We start from the raw sequence: 17887 nt of genomic DNA, 5'->3' as shown, positions 1-17887 counted from the left end.
CTTTGCTCCAGGAGTGAGCGCCCCGCGTTGCGGGGCGCGGCCGGCCTTCGGCCGTCCTGGTGGCCTCTGCTTCGCTTCAGCCACCCGTGACGCGCTGCGTCACCGGATGTGCCACGCTTCGCGCGGTCCATCCAACGGGCCTTACGGCCCGTGCGGCAGCAGGAGCGGGGAGGTCGGGAGGCGCGGGGTGAGTGACTGGCCGTCAAGATGCGGCCCTGTCGAGAACCGGACCTTCTGACAGGGGCAGCTTCATTTGCTTCAAAATGTACTGCGGATCTGATCTGGAAAAGATCACGGCCTCTGGAACGGGGATCCTTCACAGCTGTCGCCGAACAAACGGAGCCGCATGCCGCCGACCGGTGCGCGGATCCGTGGCAGCCATTGCAGAGAGTATGCCCGAGGAGACCGTGTCTGGTACGTCCCGTGCGGGTGAACCACCCGTGTTGGCCGGTGTGCTGAATGGCAGTCACCCCATGCTCTCTGGTGGAACGGCCAGTGAGAGCAGGGCGGCTCTGCCCGGTGACGGCCAACTGCAGGCTTTCAGCGCAGGTGGCGAAGCTCGCGCAATCCGTAGTCCGGTGGTAGCCATCCCTTCTTGCGCCTTTCGATGGTCTTGCGGGTATGGGGAGGCGGGTACGGGCAGCCGTGCATCAGATCGGGTTCATCCCTGGCCCACGAGCGCCCGAAGTGAGCGGTGCACACAGGCCAGATGGTCTTCTCCGACTCCTTCACGCACTAGTGCGCGCCAGGGCGGCTCCTGAGGCCTGGTCCCGGTGATGGGGAGCCACCAGGCCTCCGCGTCGTGCACGATGCGAGCCTCAGTCCCGTCCCCGCCCGGCACGATACGGACGTCGCCGACCCAGCCCAGGAGCGCGACGACCCGCTCCACGACATCCTGAGCCGACGTCACCACGACTCCCCCACGGCCACGTCGAGGCGGCCGACGGACTCACTGTGCAGACTGACACCGGAAGGACCGCTTCACAGTGCAAACAGGTCCTTCACCCACCCGGAACCCGCCGTAACGTTCTGACGGGGCCCAACAGGCGAATCAACCGCACCGGTCGCCGCTGGATGCCCACGCAGCAGCCCGAAGCGTCTAGCTAACGTCAAGTCAACATCATTCTCCGCCATGACCGTTCACCGACATGATTGGCGAAGCACAGTCTGTGCCCCACGGACCTCAGGGGGACCGCACAAACCTCGCCCGGAAACGGCAACTGGACCGGCCTTGCAGGGGACCGGAGGCTCGATGGCGCTCGAGCGAGGCGCTGGCAAGCGGGCACAACGGTCAATCAGTCATCACAGGAAGAGTCAGAAACCATGCGTTCGATGAAAGCCCTTGTCGCGACCGCCGCGGCTTTCGCCGCCGCGCTGGGCGGCAGCCTGTTCATGGCGCCCAGCGCCAGCGCCACGGCACCCAATGTGTGACGGTCGGACAATCCGGGCGTTGGCCTCGCGCAGATCGTACCCAACATAAAGATCGACTCCTGCTTCCGCGGATGGTCCGACGGAAGCGTCAGCAGCGTCTTCGACTTCGAAAACTACACCGGCCAGACCGTCACGTACTGCGCACATGCCATCGACGCCCTCAACCCCAGCGGCCCCTGGGCCTGGGACTTCGGGTGCTCTACCCCGACCGCGGCACAGAACGGCACCGCCTTGCCGGGCACCTACTACACGCCGCCTAACGGCGGCATAACCTTTACCCCGCCGACGAACGACCCATATGTGATCTCCGCGGGAGCCTGGGTAAACGGCCACTACTACGGCGATGTGGAGAGCCCGCGATTCTACTGAACCGCCTGCTTCAGACCGGCCGCCACGAAAGCTCTGCGGAGCAGGCGTTCGCGTACTCGGAAGGCTTGCACCATGGAAGGGGACCCATGCAGATCATCAAGGGCCGACTCGCGGCTAAGGCCGCCGGCCTCGTCGCCGCCGTCACCGGTGTCGCGGCGCTCACGACCACACCCGCCCACGCGGAGACTATCGTCTGGCTGAGCAGCCCGAGCCACTGCGCCGGGGTCTACAAGTCGTGGCGGGTCGACTTGGGCAAGACCGGCGTGCCCGACCTGTGCCCCGGCCCCCACGACCACAAAGACGCCATCATCGCGTACTGCTGGGTCAGAGGCGACGACATCAATAACGGCGGAAACGTCTGGTACTACACCGAGCAGGTGTACTACAGCTGGGAAGGTTGGCAGTACCACAGCGGATACCTCTACGGCGACTACGTCGACTCCAACAAGGAATTCCACGCCGGGCTCCAGCACTGTGGCTGGGGAAACTAGATGTTGCGGGACAGGACGTTGGTGACGCAGGCCGATGTCTGGGAAAGCAGGATGCTTCGACGGGCGTCGGTCGGGTAGCGTGCGGGCCATGTCGAGTCCTGAGTCAGACAAGGTGGGGGCTTTCGGTCACGCCGTCAGCCCCCTGAACCACTGAGCTCGTAGCCCTGTCGTCGCGCCGCTTTCTGTGGTGGGACGAGTTTGCGCTCGGGGCTGGCCGCGGTGACGAGATGACCTTCTCGTACCTCTCCTCACCTCGGAGCCACTCGATGCCTCTCCCGCTGTACCTGCTTGCCATGGCGGTCTTCGCCATGGGTACCTCGGAGTTCATGCTCGCCGGCCTCTTGCCGGACATCGCCTCGGATTTCGACGTCACCGTCGGGACAGCAGGCGTACTCACCTCGGCCTTCGCGATCGGCATGATCGTCGGCGCACCCCTGGTGGCCGCGCTTGCCCGCAACTGGCCCAGGCGCCCGGCCCTTCTCGGGTTCGTCCTCGTTTTCGCGGCAACTCACGCCTTGGGCGCTGTCACCACGAGCTTCCCCATCCTGTTCGCTACCCGAGTCGTCGCCGCAGTCGCGAACGCGGGGTTCCTCGCCGTCGCTCTGACGGCTGCGGCCACTCTGGTCTCACCCGACAGGAAGGGACGCGCACTGGCCGTCCTGCTGTCGGGCACGACGGTGGCCACGATCGCCGGTGTCCCCGGTGGGTCGGTGCTCGGCACGGCGCTCGGCTGGCGGGCCACCTTCTGGGCAGTCGCCGCTCTCTGCCTGCCTGCCGCTCTCGGCATCCTGAAAGGCATCCCCGCAGGACGTGACGAGGACGAGGCGACCGGCAGGCCGGCGTTGCGAGCGGAGCTCGCCCAGCTCGCCCGGCCGCGGTTGATCCTGGTGATGCTGCTCGGCGCGCTGGTGAACGCGGCAACCTTCGGCAGCCTCACCTTCCTTGCCCCCGTGGTGACCGACAGCGCCGGGCTGAGCGAGTTGTGGATCTCTGTCGCTCTGGTGCTCTTCGGTGCCGGTTCCTTCGTGGGCGTCACCGTCGCCGGACGGCTGTCCGACCGAAGTCCCGGCCCGGTCATCGCGATCGCCGGTCCGCTGCTGCTCATCGGCTGGCCCACTCTGGCGGTGCTGGCCAACGAGCCGGCCGCCCTGTTCACCCTCGTGTTCGTGCAGGGCGCGCTGTCGTTCGCGCTGGGCAGCACGCTGATCACACGGGTCCTCTACGAGGCTGCGGGAGCCCCCACGATGGCCGGCTCGTATGCGACTGCGGCGCTGAACGTGGGCGCCGCCGTCGGCCCCGTCGTCGCTGCAGCCACGCTCGGCACCGAAGCCGGGGCCCTCGGACCGCTCTGGACAAGCGGGCTTCTCGTCGCGGTCGCGCTGCTCATCGCATTCCCCCTCCTCACCGTCATCACGGCCAGCCGGAACACGGAGGTGCTGCGGTGACACATGCGAACGCGCCCTTGAACATCGAGGGACGCCGACGGCTTGTGGAGCGCTGCCGCACCCGTCCGATCGCGCACGTCGCCGCCGAGGCCGATGTCTCCCGCGCCTGTCTGTCCAAGTGGAAGAACCGGTACGACACGCACGGCGAAGTCGGGCTGCAGGACCGTCCGAGCGTCCCGCGGTCTTCACCGACCCAGATCCCGCCCGATGTCGTCGAACGGATCGAGCAGCTGCGGCGGGACAACAAGTGGTCCGCCCGCCGGATCACCCTTGAACTCGCGAGCCAAGGCGTGCGGATCAGCGAACGCACCGTAGGCCGGTGGCTGGCGCGGCTGGGCATCAACCAGCGCCGCTTCCTCGACCCCGACGGCTCGACCAACAGGCGTCCGAAACGGATCGTGGCCCGCTACCCGGGCCACATGGTCCACCTGGACGTCAAGAAGGTCGGGCGTATCCCCGACGGCGGCGGGTGGCGGGCCCACGGACGCGGCTCCGAACAGGCCAGGGCCGCACAGCGCGCAAAGACCGGTGGGGCCAAGGGCGGGTACGTCTACCTGCACTCTGCCGTCGACGGATTCTCCCGCCTGGCCTATACCGAGCCCCTTGCCGACGAAAAGGCCGCCACCACCGTGGCATTTCTCAGCCGGGCCCGCGCGTTCTTCGCCGCCCACGGCATCCACCGGGTCGTGCGTGTGGTCACCGACAACGGCGCGAACTACCGCGCCGCGGTCTTCGAGCGCACCCTCATCCCGTGGGCCTCCCGCCATCAGCGGACCAAGCCGTACACGCCCCGCCACAACGGCAAGGTCGAGCGCTACCAGCGCATCCTCGCTGAAGAACTCCTGTATGCCAGGCAGTGGTCCTCTGAAGCAGAACGGGCGCGGGCGATTGCGGTCTGGAACGTCCACTACAACTACCACCGGCCTCACACCGCGCCGGGAACCGTCCTCCGGTCTCACGCCTCCACGTGGGTGTCACCAACGTCATGGCCAGCAACAACTAGACGGTATGTAGGTGCCGGTTTGGGCCGGGCCTCGCTCGCACGTTGTCGTGGGTTGCCGGCCTGGCGCACCCTGGCCAGTAGTGCCTACATGTACGGGAGGCCCGGTGTTTTGGTAGCGGCCAGCCTCAGGCGTGCCGCTCATCCCGCCAGCCTTCCTCATCCGTCCAGGTCCGCACCCGTGTCGGCCTGCCGCTCTCGGCCGCCAGCTCTGCGGCCACTTCCCGCAGGTCGGCGAGGACCCCCTGCACTGTCGCCGGCCCGCGCCACGGCCCCATGGTGGCGAGCGTGTGCTCTCGCCACAGGTCCACCCAGCGCGGACCGCCCCCGTGAAAGGTGACCACCGTCGAGGTGCGGTAGTCCTCGCCACACACCGTGCACGGGCGCACGACCGGCTCGCGCAGCCGTGCGCGGACGTCCCGGCCGGACGCCTCGGACGACGCCGGCTCCAGGCGGGACGGGTTCACGGTGTGGCGGGCGAGCAGCTCGTCGACGGTGATGTGGTCGGTGTGGTCCACCTCGTTCCTCCTGCCCGTCGCGCTGCTCAGGTCACCTAGCCTAAAATCGAACATGTGAACGATCCTGCTTCCTCGCGTCTCGATCTCCTGCGCTTTCTCGAACGCGTCCAGGAACAAGACCTGGCCCGCACCCGCCGCTGGATCGACGAGGAACGCCGCAAGACCGAGCGCCTACAGGGCGAGCAGGCCCGGCCGGAACCCCCGGACTGGATGATCGAGTACGGACTCAACCGGGACGCCTTGCCGACCGCGGTGCACACAGGCGAGTGCACGATGGCAGGCAAGCGATCGAAGCCCACGGACTCGGACACAGTCCGGCGCGCCCTCGCGGCCGGCGTGAAACCGTGCCAGTTCTGCCGGCCGGATACCGAGCTGGGTGTCCTGGACTAGGCGCTACGTGGTCGGCGGCCGCCCGTCGTCTTCTTGGCGGTGGTCTTCTTCGCCGCGGCTTTCTTGGCCGGCTGCTTCTTCGTGGCCGCCTTCTTCTTCGGCTTCGGCAGCTCGTGGACCTCGGCGGGGGCGGCCTCCTCACCCCGGGACGCCCTAGCCTGCTGGACAGAGGCGTTCAGCGCGGACATGAGGTCGAGGACCTGGGCCGGCTGCTCCGTCTCGGGGACCTCGGGAAGCGGCTTCTCCCCGCGCTTGGCCTCGATGATCTGGCCGAGCGCCTCGGTGTAGTGGTCCTGGAACTCCTCACCTTCGAGCGCGTCGATGGTCATGGTGTCCATGAGGGCGAGCGCGCCTTCGATCTCCTCCTCCGACACCTCCGTCGGCGCGGGGAGCAGCTCGGTGGGGTCGCGGATCTCATCGGGCCACAGCAATTCCTGAAGGACCAAAGTGTCGCCGCGGACCCGGAGCATGCCCAGCCGCTCGCGGCCGCTCCACGCGTACTTCGCGATGGCCACCCTGCTGGAGCGGCGCAGCGCTTCGACCAGGAGCTTGTACGGTTTCGCGACGTGCCCGCCGGCGGCCAGGTAGTACCCGGCGCCCATCCGGATCGGATCGATGTCCTCCAGCGGCACGAAGGCGTCGATCTCGATCGCCTTCGCCGTCGGCAGCGGCAGGTTGCTCAAGTCCGCGTCCGTGATCGGGATGAGCCGGTCCCGGGTCAGCTCGTACCCCTTGCCGATCTCGGAGTGGTCGACCTCTCGGTCCTCCAGCTCGCACACCTTGCGGTAGCGGACACGCCCCATGTCCTCCAGGTGGTACTGGTGGAAGTGGATGCTGTGATCTTCGGTGGCGCTCTGTACGTTGATCGGAACGGTGACCAATCCGAAAGAAATAGCGCCTGACCATATGGTTCGGGGCATCGGCAGACCTCCGTGATGGCCCCGAGCACCCCCAGCCTACGAACGGCTCCGGCGTCCCGCATGCGCGCTCCCGGCGCACGCCGCACCCTGAAGACGTGACCGAGATGCCGCAGGTCGTCGTCTACCCGCCGGCCGACGACGGCGGCAGGCGCGTCCGCTTCGGCAGCCGGTTCGTGGGCATGGCGTACACGCTGCACGACATCGTCGAATTCCTGTACCGCGCCGGATCCGAAGGCGTCGAGCCGGAGGACGTGGCGAGCGCGGACTGGGTGGAGTGGCGGGGCGCCGGACCTGCCGTGTGGGCGCCGCCCAGGATGTGATGCGCACAGGCACCACCACGAGCCGCCTGGCTTCTGACGACCGCCGCTGTGTCGGCGGCTCTGCGCGGCGGCGGCGCCGACGCGCGACTCCGGCGAACGCGCCCCGATCCCCGGCCGCGGCCCCGCCGCCCATCCCGCCCTGTCCCTCACCCTCAACTCCAGCCAGGGACAGGGGCGAAAGGGGCCGCAACGGGGATGTCAGCGGCCCGACCACGCCGTACGCCCGTGGTGACCTGGGCACACTCCAGAACGCTGTGTCGGACTGCGCAACATCCACCGCAACACCCACCGCAACGCTTCTGTGCAACATCCATCGCAACACCCACCGCAACCCGGTCCTTCACATTCCCTGCTCCCGACGGCGGCCGCCGCTCTGCCGGCGGCCGGGCGCGGCGGCCCCACCGACGCGCAACACCGGTGAGCACGCCCCGATCCCCGGCTTCGGCCGCGCCGCCCATCCCGCCCTGTCCCTCACCCTCAACTCCAGCCAGGGACAGGGGCGAAAGCGGCCGCAACGGGGATGTCAGACCCCCGACCAGGCCCGTGCGGCGGGGGTGAACTGCACAGACGCGGCGGCGTCGGCGAGGCTCACGCAAGAGAAGTCGCAAGAGATGCCACAGGAGAAGACGCAAGGGCTGGCGCAAGAGATATTGCCGCCCGGGCGAGCGCGGATCGAACAGCAGTTTTATCCGCACCGCTATTCCGCGGGCGAGGTGACTGGAAGACGTCTCCGGAACAAGAGCACCATGACCACTCCCCCGCCGCCGATCGCGGAGCCCGACCCGTCCGCGCCGCCCTGCCCCAGTTAGCGGGTACCCGGTCGAGTGAAGACGCCGCGGCTGGAGAACTTCCGCGGACCTCGGAACGTCGGGACGTCGTGCTGTGCGTGAGGCAGATCAATGACGCGCATGTGGCGGTGCCGGCCCTGGCCGTGGTGGAGGTCGCGGCCGCCGATGACACGACCGCCTTCGCCATCCAGGAGCTGCTCGCCGCACGGTGCGCCATCGCCCCGGCGGACCGCACGACCCGGGAGCCCGGCGAGCCCGGTGTGCGGCCGCGGTGCTTCCTGGACTTGAGCCAGGAACCCGGCTCGTAGCACTGTGGGCGGCGACCGCGTCCCGTTGACCAGCCATGGACGGGGTTGACGGCAGCATGGTCGCCGCTGTGGTCGATCTGGCCATCGGGGGAGGCGGTCGTCCAAGGTGAGGCGATGAGCGAACTCCGACCCGGTGCCATTACTGACGAGATGCGTCAGGCCACGGCCACGGCACAGCGACAGGGACTGCAGAAGGACCTGCGCACCCTCGCGGCCAAACACCCACGCCGACGCCGAAGGCCGGTACGCCGGCGCGGAACGCCGATGGCAGGCCGGAGTCGAGTGGACGCTGCTGTGGATCGAAAACACCGCCAGTCAACTGACCGAGGGCCGGTCGTAGCAAGCTGGCGGGGGCGAGCAGCACTCTGGCCTGCCGTGGTCGGGCACCTGGTCCGGGCGACCGGTGTCGCGGTCGGGCCTGTGGTCAGGGCGTGTCACCGGAGTAGTAGAAGCGGCACACGACCCCGGGCCCCTGTGCACGGGGTTCGCCAGGGCGCGGGTCGTACAGGGCGCGGCCACCAGGCCACCGCGATAGCTCGGTGGACAAGGCCACGCCGTCGTCCACTTCCTCGGTCCGCCACCCGTGGATGTCCAGCAGAAGGCCGTCCAGCGGGCCGCCGACCAGTTCGGCGTAGGTCCGGTGCGGGAGCGGTCCGGGGTTGGGGTCGTCGTGGTCGTGGCCGTAGACGCGTCCGTTCAGCAGCTGCTCATCACCGTTCATCCGACCAGCGTCGCAGCCGACACCGACAACACCCCGCGCGACGGCGGGCCCGGCCCGCGCCTCCGTTCATCCAGGCCGGGCCGGACCCGCCGTGCTCACCTCGCCTTCAGCAACGCGTCCAGAGATCGGCGCTCCTCCCCCACGCCGCGGCCGGCCACGCGCCACACCGGCTCATCGGGCCCGTGCTGGGTCAGCTGCGCCAGCGTCGTGGTCGCCACGACGATCCGGTAGTTCACGCTGTGGACGTGCCAGGCGCGCTGGTGGAAGACCGCTTCCCGGATGGCCGGGGCCGCACGGCGCGGGAGGGAGCGAAGACGAACAGCAGCGGCGGAAAGGGGACGTTGGAGGGACGGCTCCGCGTATGTTCTCCTGCCAGGGGCTGCGCGGGACGCGGGCGGCGTTGCCGCGTCCGGTCGGGCGTGCGGTGCGCACCACCGAAGCGAGTGCCGCACCAGGGCCGGGAGGTCCTGCACTCCCCCATCGGCCAGTGCGCCCGGAGTGGACTCCACTCCCCATCCGATGGGCACCGCGGTGGACTCCACTCCCGACCGGGGGCACCGTCGGTCCGGGCACCGGATGCTCCGGGCACCCATCGGGGCCTCCGCGCTCAAGGAGGATCGGTTCGCCGCACCCTCCCCGCCATCAGCCCCCGGCGCCCTCGCCGCGGGCTTCGTCGTGGTACAGCCTGGAAAACACCGTGCCTGCCGACGAGACAGCCCTCCGCTTCAGAGCCGACTTCCATTACCTCGCCCGCCCAGCGTCGGCATTTCCGTCCGGGGGCATATCAGCAGAGGCTCGATATGCCTTGCCTCCGTGGTCTTTGGCTCGACGCGGTCATGTCCCGCGGGGTGGTGTAGTCACGGCAGCTGTTTCGGTTCCGGTTGTGGGGTGATCTGCGGTTCGGGTTCGGTTGGCTTGGTGGTGAAGAACTCGGCCATGGAGGCTTCCGACAGGTAGCGGCGGTCGAAGGCCTGCCACTCGTCGTGGAGTTCGGCCAACACCGCGGCGGCGAGCCGGTCCAGGGCGGCGGGGTTGGGAAAGACCTGGACGACGTCGGCCCGCCGTTTGATCTCCCGGTTCAGCCGCTCTAGCGGTGTGTCGACCACCAGCTACACCACTTCATGGGACGCGATCCCAGCTGAGTGCGGCCTCCGCGCGCATTGAACGTGGCGCCACGTGTTCCGGCCGCACCATAACCGCATCAGAACCAGCGGGAAACAGGGCGGAATCACGGTGAAAGCAACCAGGCTCTGAGACTCCGAAGTCACACCGTCACCCCAGGGCAGCGCCCACATCGATCCCAAATGTGGTTCTTCCCGATTCGCGGCCTGCCAGCGCAGGAACATGTCCTGCACGGCGTCCTCGGCGTCGACCGCCGAGCCGAGCAGACGGTACGCGAGCGAGCCCGGCCGGCCCCGGCTGGCCTCGAAGCGATCGATGGCCGCGCTGTCCATGCGAAGGAGCCTATGAGGCACCCCTCACACCAGCCCGGTCAGGCGCGGTGGCCAGGCGGCGCCTGCGCTTCGGCATGCCGAAGGTCGGGTGGTCGATGCTCCACCCGGCCGCCTTGAGCACGCCCGACTTGAGCCACGCGGCGGTCCGGCCGCCCAGGTACCAGGGCTTCGACCGGACGTCCCCGTCCACCATCTGGAAGATCGCGTCCCGCCGCCCGAGGCTGATGTGGTTGCCGTAGTACTTCAGCCCGATGGTCGGGACCTTGCTGCCCGTCAGGCGCGCGATGATCGCGGCGGTCGCCTGCATGTTGGTGTAACCGGCCGAGGCGCAGGACATCGGCAGCGGCCGGCCGTTGTCGCCGATCGCGTAGACGCAGTCACCGGCGGCGTAGACGTCCGGGTGCGAGACCGAGCGCATGGTGCGGTCGACGACGATCTGGCCGGTCTCGGCGACCTCCAGGCCGCCTGCGGCCGCGATGGGGTGCACGGCGAACCCGGCCGACCACACGGCCACCTCTGCCGGGATGGACGTACCGTCGGCGGCGATCGCCCGTGTCGGCTCGACGGCTTCGATGGTGGTGTGCTCGTGGACGGTGACGCCGAGCCGGTCGAAGGCCTGGCGCAGGTGACGGCGGGCCTTAGGGGAGAGCCAGGCGCCCAGCTCGCCGCGGGCGGCGAGCGCGACCGAGAGGTCGGGCCGGGACTCGGCGAACTCGGTGGCGGTCTCGATGCCGGTCAGCCCCTCACCGACGACCAGCACGGTGCCGCCCTCGCCCAGACCGGCCAGGCGCTCACGCAGACGCAGCGCCGAGGACCGGCCCGTGACATCGTAGGCGTACTCGGCCACACCGGAGACGCCATGATGGGCTACCGAGCTGCCGAGCGCGTAGAGAAGCGTGTCGTACGCGAGTTCGCCGTCCTCGCCGGTCACGGCGACGGTCCTGCGCTCGGGGTCGACGCCGGCGACCCGCGCCACGCGCAGCCGCACCCCGGTGCCCGCGAATACGTCAGCGAGCTTGCGGAACACGAGGTCCTGGCCGACCGCGAGCTGGTGGAGCCGCATCCGCTCAACGAAGTCGGGCACGGCGTTGACGACGGTGATCTCGGTGTCGGCGGGGGAGAGCCGCCGGGCCAGGTTTCCGGCGGCAAAGGCCCCGGCGTAGCCGGCGCCGAGTACGACGATGCGGTGCTTCATGGCGGTGCTCCAGTCTCGTTCGCGTACCCCTTGAACGAGCCGGCGCCCCGATTGTGACGCGGGTCACCAGACTTAGACCGTGTCTGGCAATCGTTCGTGAGCGGGTTGGCGGAGCCAAAGGATGAGTGAGGCGATGTGGAGTCCGGCCCGGTAGCGGGTTGCCAGCTTGTCGAAGCGCGTTGCGATGGCTCGGAATTGCTTGAGGCGGCTGAAGCAGCGCTCGACCACGTTGCGGGCTTTGTAGAGTTCAGGGTCGAAGGCCGGTGGTCTGCCACCGGCTCTGCCGCGGCGCTGGCGATTGGCCCTTTGGTCGGCCCGCTCCGGGATGACTGCGCGGATGCCCCGGCGCCGCAGGTCCTGTCGGACCTCCCGTGACGAGTACGCCTTGTCCGCGATGACCGTGTCGGGTCTTTGCCGCGGCCGCCCGGCGCCTGCCCGAGGCACCCGCACAGATTCCAGCACCGCTTTGAACACGGTGCAGTCGTTGACGTTGCCGGGACTGAGGACGACAGCCAGGGGCAGGCCCCGGCCGTCGCAGGCGAGATGGACTTTGGTGGTCAGCCCGCCGCGGGAGCGGCCCAGCGCCTGGTCGGCCGCCGAGCGTGCCGAACCTTCCACCCCGCCGTTCGCGCCCGCCCCCTTTTCCGGGCGCCGGCCGCGTGCTGGTGGGAGCGGTTGATGGTGGAGTCCACCGACACCGTCCATTCCACCACTCCGACGGAGTCGTCCCGCACCTGAATCTGCTCCAGGAGGCGGGCCCAGGTCCCGTCCCGCTCCCAACGGGCGAACCGCTCATAAACCGTCTGCCACGGCCCGTAGCGTTCCGGCAGGTCACGCCAGGGAGCACCTGTTCGCAGCCGCCATAACACGCCGTTGATTACCTGCCGGTGGTCGCGCCACGGACGGCCTGGTCCATCGGCAGCCGGCAGCATGGGCTTCAGCGCCTCCCATGCTACGTCCGTCAGCTCGGCGCGTCCTGTCACGTGATCGGTCACGAACTGGGCCTCATGCAGCCGTGGGCGTCTGCGTCTTGACCTGGCGTACCCCGCGCAGGGCGCCGGACCAGGCGATCACCTGGTCGAGCATGTCGCCTACGGCGGTGTCGAGGCCCTCCTGGGGGACGAAGGTGCCGGTGCGGAACGAGGGGTGTGTCGAGATGGTGGGCTGGGCGCGGACCGTGGCCACCTGGAGTTCGGCGAGGACGAGCCGCAGCGCCTCGGCGGCCCGGGCCCCGGCGACCCAGCCGCCGTAGCTGATGATCCCGGCGGCCTTGTCGTTCCACTCCCGGTAGACGTAGTCCAGGGCGTTCTTCAGGGCTCCGTGGAAGGAGTGGTTGTACTCGGGGACGAGGAAGACGTAGCCATCGAAGCTGTCGATGAGTGCGCCCCAGGCGCGGGTGTGGTCGTGCTGGTACTGCTGGAAGTTCGGGTTGCCGGGCTCGTCGAGGTTGCCGAGGTCGTGGTCGGCGAGGTCGATGAGCGCGTAGTCGGCTCCACCGTGGGCACGGGCGGCCTCCAGTGCCCAGGCGGCGATCTGGTCGCCGCGGCGTCCGGGGCGGGTGCTTCCGAGGATGACTGCGATGCGAAGTGGCATGGTCTTCCTTCCGGGAGAGTTGTCACGTCAACTCTAGATCGGAGAGAGTTGAAGTGACAACTCTGCTGGTCGCGGTATCCTCGGCGACATGACGGAGACTCGATCGCTGGAACCCGAGGAGTGGGAGTTCTGGGATACCTGGATGCGCGCGCAGCGCCTGCTCACCAGGGAGCTGGAGCGTGGTCTACAACGTGACTGCGACATCTCGAAGGCCGAGTTCAGCGTGCTGGTGACGCTGTGGCAGGCCGCCGGCCGCGAGATGCGTGTCGGCGAACTCTCCGAGTCACTCGACTGGGACAAGAGCCGCGTCTCACATCAGCTGACGCGCATGGAAAGACGCGGCTTCGTCAAGCGCACCCAGTACGGGGCCGATGGTCGCCGCGCGGGGATCGGGCTGACCGCCGAGGGGCGCCGGGCCGCCCAGAGTGCCATCCTCGTGCACGGCGGCAACATCCGCCGCCACTTCCTCGACTCACTGACCCCCGAGCAGGCATCAGTCATCCGGGCATGGAGCGAGCAAGCAGTCGATCACCTGGAGCCGCACCGCAGCGAGGCGGTCAGCGAGGACGCGTCCTAGACCGCGTCCCACACCGCCTTCATAGACGCCGCCGATACGGCCCTGGACATTGTCAGACAGGCCCTAGTCGTCGGGGTGGACGGCTTGGACGCCGGTTCCTTCGTACAGCTCGGGTGTCAGGGTGAGCAGGAAGCGGCCTGTGGGGAAGTCGGCGGAGGGGCGGGCGGCGTGGATGGCGTGGCCGGCCGCCCAGGAGTGCCCGGCGCGCAGCAGTTCGGTGGCGGTCAGCGCGGCCTCCGTGTCGTAGGCCTCGATCGTGATGAACCGCAGCCCGTTGATGTACGGCCACTGCCTTACGACGCTGAGCCAAGATTCGCCGGCGTCGGCGGCCTGCCGGAAGAGGGTCTCGGCGCCCTCCCGGTCCCCGGCCCGCTCCCGCATCCACGCCAGTTCGATCAGGGCACTGGTGTGGCCAGCGTCGGCGGCCTGCCGGAAGAGGGTCTCGGCGCTCTCCCAGTCCCCCGCCTTCTCCCGCAACCGCGCCACGTTGGCCAGACCGGTAGGCGAAGCTGTCGGGGTCGGCGTCCTCGCCCAGCTCGTCCTTCCAGCGGCGCCATGAGCGGACCGGGCAGAGGTGGGCGCGTGAGCCGAAGGGCACTTCGACCGTGCGGGGGGCGATCTTGGACACCCGGATGTCCACGATGAGTCCGCGGCCCTCGGGGTCGTCGGCGATGTCGCGCACCCGGAGCCAGGCCAGTTCGTGCTCGCGTCCGGCGAGGGCGAAGTGCATCGTCCGGTGGCGCCCTCCGAATGTGCGGGCCCAGAGTGTGAGGCGCCACCCGGCGCGAGGGCGAGCCCCCTTCGGACAGAGCCCACGCGAGCCGTGATTGACGTCACACAACAGCGTAGGCAAGTTCGTTGCCGGTAGACCTGCCCCCCAGGGCCGAGAGGTGAACACCCCCGCTTACCGAAGGAGCAGCCCACCGTGGAACCCCAGTCCAGTCATGGTCAGTCCTGCGCAGACACTGTCCTCCACGGCAGTCGGCTCGACGTGGCTACGGCCTCGGACGGCGGCATCCATCTGGTCAGTCCGGAGAGGCACGTTCGTAACGCCGGCGTCTTCCACGCGCGGGACTTGCTATGGGCGCTACAACTCCGCCGCGGCGCTTTGGCAGTAACCGCGCCGTTCTGGGCGAACACCACGATGATTGCTCTCGACTTCAATCCTGAGTCGGTAGACCGCTTCGCCGCCCACGCCCTGACGATGCCGCGCAGCGAGCGATGGCGGCGGGCACTATCAACCGCGCTTCTCGGCGACTGGTGCGAACCGTTGTTCAGCACCGGCCACCTACCCCACACCGCCATCGGCTCCCTGAAGGCGGAGGCACGAATGCTGCACCGGCAGCTGGTACCGGTCTGGCGACGGCGGACCCGGCACGGGCGGGTGCTGTCTCTCGACGCGGAACTCGGTGACGGGCTGTCGCTGTACGACCTGGTCGCCGCCGATGCCGACCTGCTCACGCGAACGGCGTCCGGGGTGTTTGAGGACGAGCGGCTCAACGCTGTACTGCGCAGCCTGGATCCAGCCGAGCGGCAGGTCGTCCTCGCGTACGCGGAAGGTGAGGGATCCACCTGGACAGAGGCCGCGGCTGCCGCTGGCGCCACCGACCCGGAGGCCTTCGGTGAACGAGTCCGGCGCAAGGCCAGGCGCCGAGCAGCCGAGCAGCGCCGCCGCACCGCACAGCGGCGGTCAGTTCGGGGGTGACCCGGTGAACGGTCCCCTCGACCTGCGCGTGCTCGTCCTTCTCCTCGCTGGAGCGTTCGTCGGATACGTCGCGTACCGCCACCCGCCTGCGGGCCGCCCTGTTGGTCTGTAGCCGTGGTGACGCTCCTCTACACCTCGGCGCGACTGCTCCGGGGACCGGCGGACCGGTCGCCGGAGCAGTCGTGTGCTCGTGCACGCGTGCAGGCGCCTGATTCGCCTCGGTCTACCGGGTGTTCGACTCGCTAGAAGACTTCGAGGGTGAGATGCCGGACGAACCTTGAATGCCATCCGCCGGACTGCTCTTCTGCTCTCGCCCCGCCTGCCTCCTGACCGATGCCGGGGGCTTTTCGTGTCCCGGTCCTGTCGACCACGAGGCGAGCCCAGCTCAAGAAGCGGAGGGACTTGCGGGGCTAACACCTCGGTGCCCCAAGGTTCCACTGCCCAGTTCACGCGTGACTCGGTCACGCTCAGACAAGGAAGTCTCATGCCTGCAACCACGCCTCCCCCTGTGGACCCGCATCCCCAGGGACCCACGGCGCCTGCCCGCGCGATCTGGCCGCTGCTGATCCTGGTCCTGGTGCTCGTGATCCTGCTCGTCGGCGCCGGGCTCGCCTACCTGACGTGGCGCCACCCGTCCTTGGGCGCCCCTCTGGGAACGGCGTTCGGCGCCGTGACCCTGCTTGTTACGGTCGCCCTCGCCTTGTCCCGTCGATAGCGCAGCGGTCGGTCGTCCTGGTCGGCTCCGACGTCAGACGGCGGGGTGGGGCGGTTCGTCGTCGGTGCGGCCGCCGGCGCCGAGCATTCGCCGCGGGGCCGGGGTCGTCGCCGGGCGGGTGCCGAGTACGCCACGGGTCCGCAGCTCGTCCAAGTCGGGGAGGTGAACCCCGGGGAGGGCGTCGAGCAGGTCGGCCTGGGCGGCGCGGATGCTGTGCAGGGCCTGGGGGTCAGCGCCAAGGGTACGGCGGGCTGTCACGCGGTCATCGTACGAGCGACAACGGCAGCTCGTCTCAGCGGGCAGTTCGGAATTGGGAGGTCACCAGGATCCAAGGGCGCCCTCGTGAGCCCATCCGGCTGCTCAGTCGGCGTCATCGAGGGAGAAGAGCACGTCGGTCGCGGCGACGGACAGCGTGTTCACCCCCACGACCAGCTCGTATCTAGAACTCAGCGGCACAGAGCAGGTGGCCTTGGCTCAGCGGCCACCATGCGCATGGTCTCGAGAAGCGACTGGGGCACCACTAGACGCTCAGGCTGGTCAGGGAGCGAGAAGGTCTCGGGTCCTCCGCGACGGGCAGGCCCGCCGCCGCGTCCGCTCACCCGAGTGGGCTTGCGCACGCCCGGGTACAGGGCGGCGTACAGCCCGGCGAACAACGAAGGTTGAGCGGTCTCAGCGAAGATTGAGCGCCTGGGGTGCCGGGACCGACGGCTGGCTTCACACGTCGATGGTCCTTCGAGCGTGTTCAACGAACTGGGTGCGCTTCGACGATGCGTGGTCCAGGAATCGCCTAGCACCTTGGGGATCCGTCACGGCGGAGGTACTGCCGGCGCCGCGCCCAAGGGTGGCCGCGCTGATGGCGGCGACGCAGGCCGAGAGTGAGCGAGACAGCTCCTCCGCCATGCGTGCCAGCCTCTCCGGCCCTTCGATCTCCACCGTCGCCTGAGCGTCGGCGAGCCTGCCATTCAGTAGTCCGCGGGCGCCATCGAGGGCGGTGCGGACGGCGTCGAGATCCGCTCCCGGCGTGATCAGCTCGGCATTGATCTCCTTCAGCACCTTGCGCAGCTCGTCCGCCCTGGCCGTGAATGCCGAGTACGCGTCGCGGCGGAGCTGCCGACGCCAGTGCCGGTGCTCTGCCCTGACCTGTCGCTGGGCTGATAAGCCGGCAACAGCAGCCGCGAGGGTGGTACCCACCACTCCCACGGCTGCACCCATAACGGCAGCCACTCCTGAGTCCATAGAGGAATCCTGACGGCTGGGAGCCGTATGCGGGAGGCAATCGTTGTAGGCCAAGTACTCACGCCCTGGCAGCGGGCCCCGGCTGCTGCTTTAGGAATCGGGGCTCGGGACGGGTGTCGATGGCAGGCATGGCCTGCTACAAGCCGGGCCAGCGGTCCCGGCTCATGGGAGTCGCCGGGGATGGGGAAACCTTCGTGCTGCCAGCGGATGCAGCCCATGCGGAGACACTGGCTGCTCTCAACCCGTCCCGAACCCAGCCAGGCCCGCCTGGAATGGCAGGAACACGGAGTAGCCCTCCTGCCGCTAGGCACCCTCTTCTCCGCCGTACGCATCCCCGGCCGGCTCGTGCATGCCGTAGCGGAGTCAGAAGAGCCCGACGAAATCGGCGGCTTCCTCGATGACGCCCTCGACGGCGGGCCGGTCATCTGCGACCCACACAGCCTCCGGTACTACGTGCTCGTCCCCGCGAGCATGCCCCGCGCCTGGCACCACGCCGCCGGCACATGGCGCACGCAGCTCGACGTCGAGCTGCTCGGACGGGGTGCCCACCTCGGCGTACCCAGCCTCCAACACATCGACCACAACCCCCGCGCCTACCCCTCCCACTGGGCCGTACCCATCCACTCCCCCGCCACCCTCTGCGCACCCCTGAGAATCGCCCGACTCCTCACCATGGCGCACCACACGCTCGCGGAAGAGACGCCGTAACCA

19 protein-coding genes and 4 pseudogenes are annotated in these 17887 nt (G+C 68.9%); 11 read left to right on the top strand and 12 right to left on the bottom strand.

Going from position 1 to position 17887, the window contains the following annotated elements; all coding sequences use genetic code 11:
• Positions 1-1886 precede the first annotated feature (1886 nt).
• The 3 genes and pseudogenes from A6P39_RS45240 to A6P39_RS45230 all read left to right on the top strand — a co-directional run bounded on the left by A6P39_RS45240 (position 1887) and on the right by A6P39_RS45230 (position 4739).
• Positions 1887-2291, top strand: coding sequence for a hypothetical protein (locus A6P39_RS45240; protein WP_275884504.1), 405 nt, complete (start codon positions 1887-1889; stop codon positions 2289-2291).
• A 266-nt stretch (positions 2292-2557) separates the two neighbouring features.
• Entirely contained in the window at positions 2558-3736 is a 1179-nt protein-coding gene (locus A6P39_RS45235) for a Cmx/CmrA family chloramphenicol efflux MFS transporter (protein WP_275884503.1), read from the top strand.
• A pseudogene (locus tag A6P39_RS45230) lies at positions 3733-4739 on the top strand (IS481 family transposase). The gene A6P39_RS45235 and the pseudogene A6P39_RS45230 overlap by 4 nt, the downstream one beginning before the upstream one ends.
• Positions 4740-4864: 125 nt before the next feature.
• On the opposite strand, the gene A6P39_RS45225 reads toward A6P39_RS45230, so the two are convergent.
• Positions 4865-5254, bottom strand: a complete 390-nt coding sequence (locus A6P39_RS45225) for a hypothetical protein (protein ID WP_275884502.1) — start codon at positions 5252-5254, stop codon at positions 4865-4867.
• A gap of 54 nt (positions 5255-5308) precedes the next feature.
• Here A6P39_RS45225 and A6P39_RS45220 point away from each other — a divergent pair, with 54 nt between their 5' ends.
• A complete protein-coding gene (locus A6P39_RS45220) occupies positions 5309-5644 on the top strand; it encodes a DUF6233 domain-containing protein (protein ID WP_275884501.1) in 336 nt (111 codons plus the stop codon).
• Here the strand turns inward: A6P39_RS45220 and ku are convergent.
• Positions 5641-6564 (bottom strand): non-homologous end joining protein Ku, encoded by a 924-nt coding sequence (gene ku / locus A6P39_RS45215; RefSeq protein WP_275884500.1) that lies wholly within the window; start codon positions 6562-6564, stop codon positions 5641-5643. The genes A6P39_RS45220 and ku overlap by 4 nt on opposite strands.
• A 104-nt stretch (positions 6565-6668) precedes the next feature.
• Here ku and A6P39_RS45210 point away from each other — a divergent pair, with 104 nt between their 5' ends.
• A complete protein-coding gene (locus tag A6P39_RS45210; RefSeq protein ID WP_275884588.1) occupies positions 6669-6884 on the top strand; it encodes a hypothetical protein in 216 nt (71 codons plus the stop codon).
• Positions 6885-7770: 886 nt separating this feature from the next.
• Positions 7771-7980 carry a DUF6207 family protein gene (locus tag A6P39_RS45205; protein ID WP_275884499.1) on the top strand — a complete coding sequence of 70 codons (210 nt, stop codon included), beginning with the start codon at positions 7771-7773 and terminating at the stop codon, positions 7978-7980.
• A gap of 424 nt (positions 7981-8404) precedes the next feature.
• Here A6P39_RS45205 and A6P39_RS45200 read toward each other — a convergent pair whose 3' ends face one another.
• The 7 genes and pseudogenes from A6P39_RS45200 to A6P39_RS45170 form a co-directional block, all read right to left on the bottom strand.
• Positions 8405-8701 carry a hypothetical protein gene (locus A6P39_RS45200; protein WP_275884498.1) on the bottom strand — a complete coding sequence of 99 codons (297 nt, stop codon included), beginning with the start codon at positions 8699-8701 and terminating at the stop codon, positions 8405-8407.
• Positions 8702-8796: 95 nt separating this feature from the next.
• Positions 8797-8937 carry a hypothetical protein gene (locus A6P39_RS45195; RefSeq protein ID WP_275884497.1) on the bottom strand — a complete coding sequence of 47 codons (141 nt, stop codon included), beginning with the start codon at positions 8935-8937 and terminating at the stop codon, positions 8797-8799.
• A 621-nt stretch (positions 8938-9558) separates the two neighbouring features.
• Positions 9559-9801, bottom strand: a pseudogene (locus A6P39_RS45190) (transposase); the annotation flags it as partial.
• A 189-nt stretch (positions 9802-9990) separates the two neighbouring features.
• Positions 9991-10155 (bottom strand): annotated as a pseudogene (locus tag A6P39_RS45780) (sigma factor); the annotation flags it as partial.
• A 10-nt stretch (positions 10156-10165) separates the two neighbouring features.
• On the bottom strand, positions 10166-11350 hold the full coding sequence (locus tag A6P39_RS45180; RefSeq protein ID WP_275884495.1) for an NAD(P)/FAD-dependent oxidoreductase: 1185 nt from the start codon (positions 11348-11350) through the stop codon (positions 10166-10168).
• A gap of 72 nt (positions 11351-11422) precedes the next feature.
• Positions 11423-12333, bottom strand: a protein-coding gene (locus A6P39_RS45175) for an IS5 family transposase (RefSeq protein WP_275884587.1) whose coding sequence is annotated in 2 segments (ribosomal slippage) — positions 11423-11994 and positions 11994-12333 — 912 coding nt in all. Because the reading frame shifts where the segments join, the coding sequence is not laid out codon by codon here.
• Between the two features lie 22 nt (positions 12334-12355).
• A complete protein-coding gene (locus A6P39_RS45170; RefSeq protein WP_275884494.1) occupies positions 12356-12943 on the bottom strand; it encodes an NADPH-dependent FMN reductase in 588 nt (195 codons plus the stop codon).
• Between the two features lie 88 nt (positions 12944-13031).
• Here A6P39_RS45170 and A6P39_RS45165 point away from each other — a divergent pair, with 88 nt between their 5' ends.
• The gene (locus A6P39_RS45165; protein WP_275884493.1) at positions 13032-13520 is read left to right on the top strand and encodes a MarR family winged helix-turn-helix transcriptional regulator; all 489 of its coding nucleotides are present in this window, start codon (positions 13032-13034) and stop codon (positions 13518-13520) included.
• Positions 13521-13583: 63 nt separating this feature from the next.
• Here A6P39_RS45165 and A6P39_RS45160 read toward each other — a convergent pair whose 3' ends face one another.
• A complete protein-coding gene (locus A6P39_RS45160; RefSeq protein ID WP_275884492.1) occupies positions 13584-14336 on the bottom strand; it encodes a hypothetical protein in 753 nt (250 codons plus the stop codon).
• Positions 14337-14628: 292 nt separating this feature from the next.
• Between A6P39_RS45160 and A6P39_RS45155 the strand changes: the two genes are divergently transcribed.
• The gene (locus A6P39_RS45155; protein WP_275884491.1) at positions 14629-15225 is read left to right on the top strand and encodes a hypothetical protein; all 597 of its coding nucleotides are present in this window, start codon (positions 14629-14631) and stop codon (positions 15223-15225) included.
• Positions 15226-15709: 484 nt separating this feature from the next.
• Positions 15710-15940, top strand: coding sequence for a hypothetical protein (locus tag A6P39_RS45150; RefSeq protein WP_275884490.1), 231 nt, complete (start codon positions 15710-15712; stop codon positions 15938-15940).
• A 33-nt stretch (positions 15941-15973) separates the two neighbouring features.
• On the opposite strand, the gene A6P39_RS45145 is transcribed toward A6P39_RS45150, so the two are convergent.
• Both A6P39_RS45145 and A6P39_RS45140 read right to left on the bottom strand, forming a co-directional pair.
• Positions 15974-16198 (bottom strand): hypothetical protein, encoded by a 225-nt coding sequence (locus tag A6P39_RS45145; protein ID WP_275884489.1) that lies wholly within the window; start codon positions 16196-16198, stop codon positions 15974-15976.
• Between the two features lie 456 nt (positions 16199-16654).
• Positions 16655-17152, bottom strand: coding sequence for a hypothetical protein (locus A6P39_RS45140; protein ID WP_275884488.1), 498 nt, complete (start codon positions 17150-17152; stop codon positions 16655-16657).
• A gap of 116 nt (positions 17153-17268) precedes the next feature.
• Here A6P39_RS45140 and A6P39_RS45775 point away from each other — a divergent pair.
• Positions 17269-17343, top strand: a pseudogene (locus A6P39_RS45775) (transposase); the annotation flags it as partial.
• A gap of 49 nt (positions 17344-17392) precedes the next feature.
• Positions 17393-17884 carry a hypothetical protein gene (locus A6P39_RS45135; protein WP_275884487.1) on the top strand — a complete coding sequence of 164 codons (492 nt, stop codon included), beginning with the start codon at positions 17393-17395 and terminating at the stop codon, positions 17882-17884.
• Positions 17885-17887 lie beyond the last annotated feature (3 nt).

Origin of the sequence: Streptomyces sp. FXJ1.172 (assembly GCF_001636945.3) — a bacterium.
In the GTDB taxonomy this organism is placed as follows: Bacteria; Actinomycetota; Actinomycetes; order Streptomycetales; family Streptomycetaceae; genus Streptomyces.
Note: the sequence above shows the minus strand (reverse complement) of the source record. Positions and strands in the feature narration are given on the sequence as shown.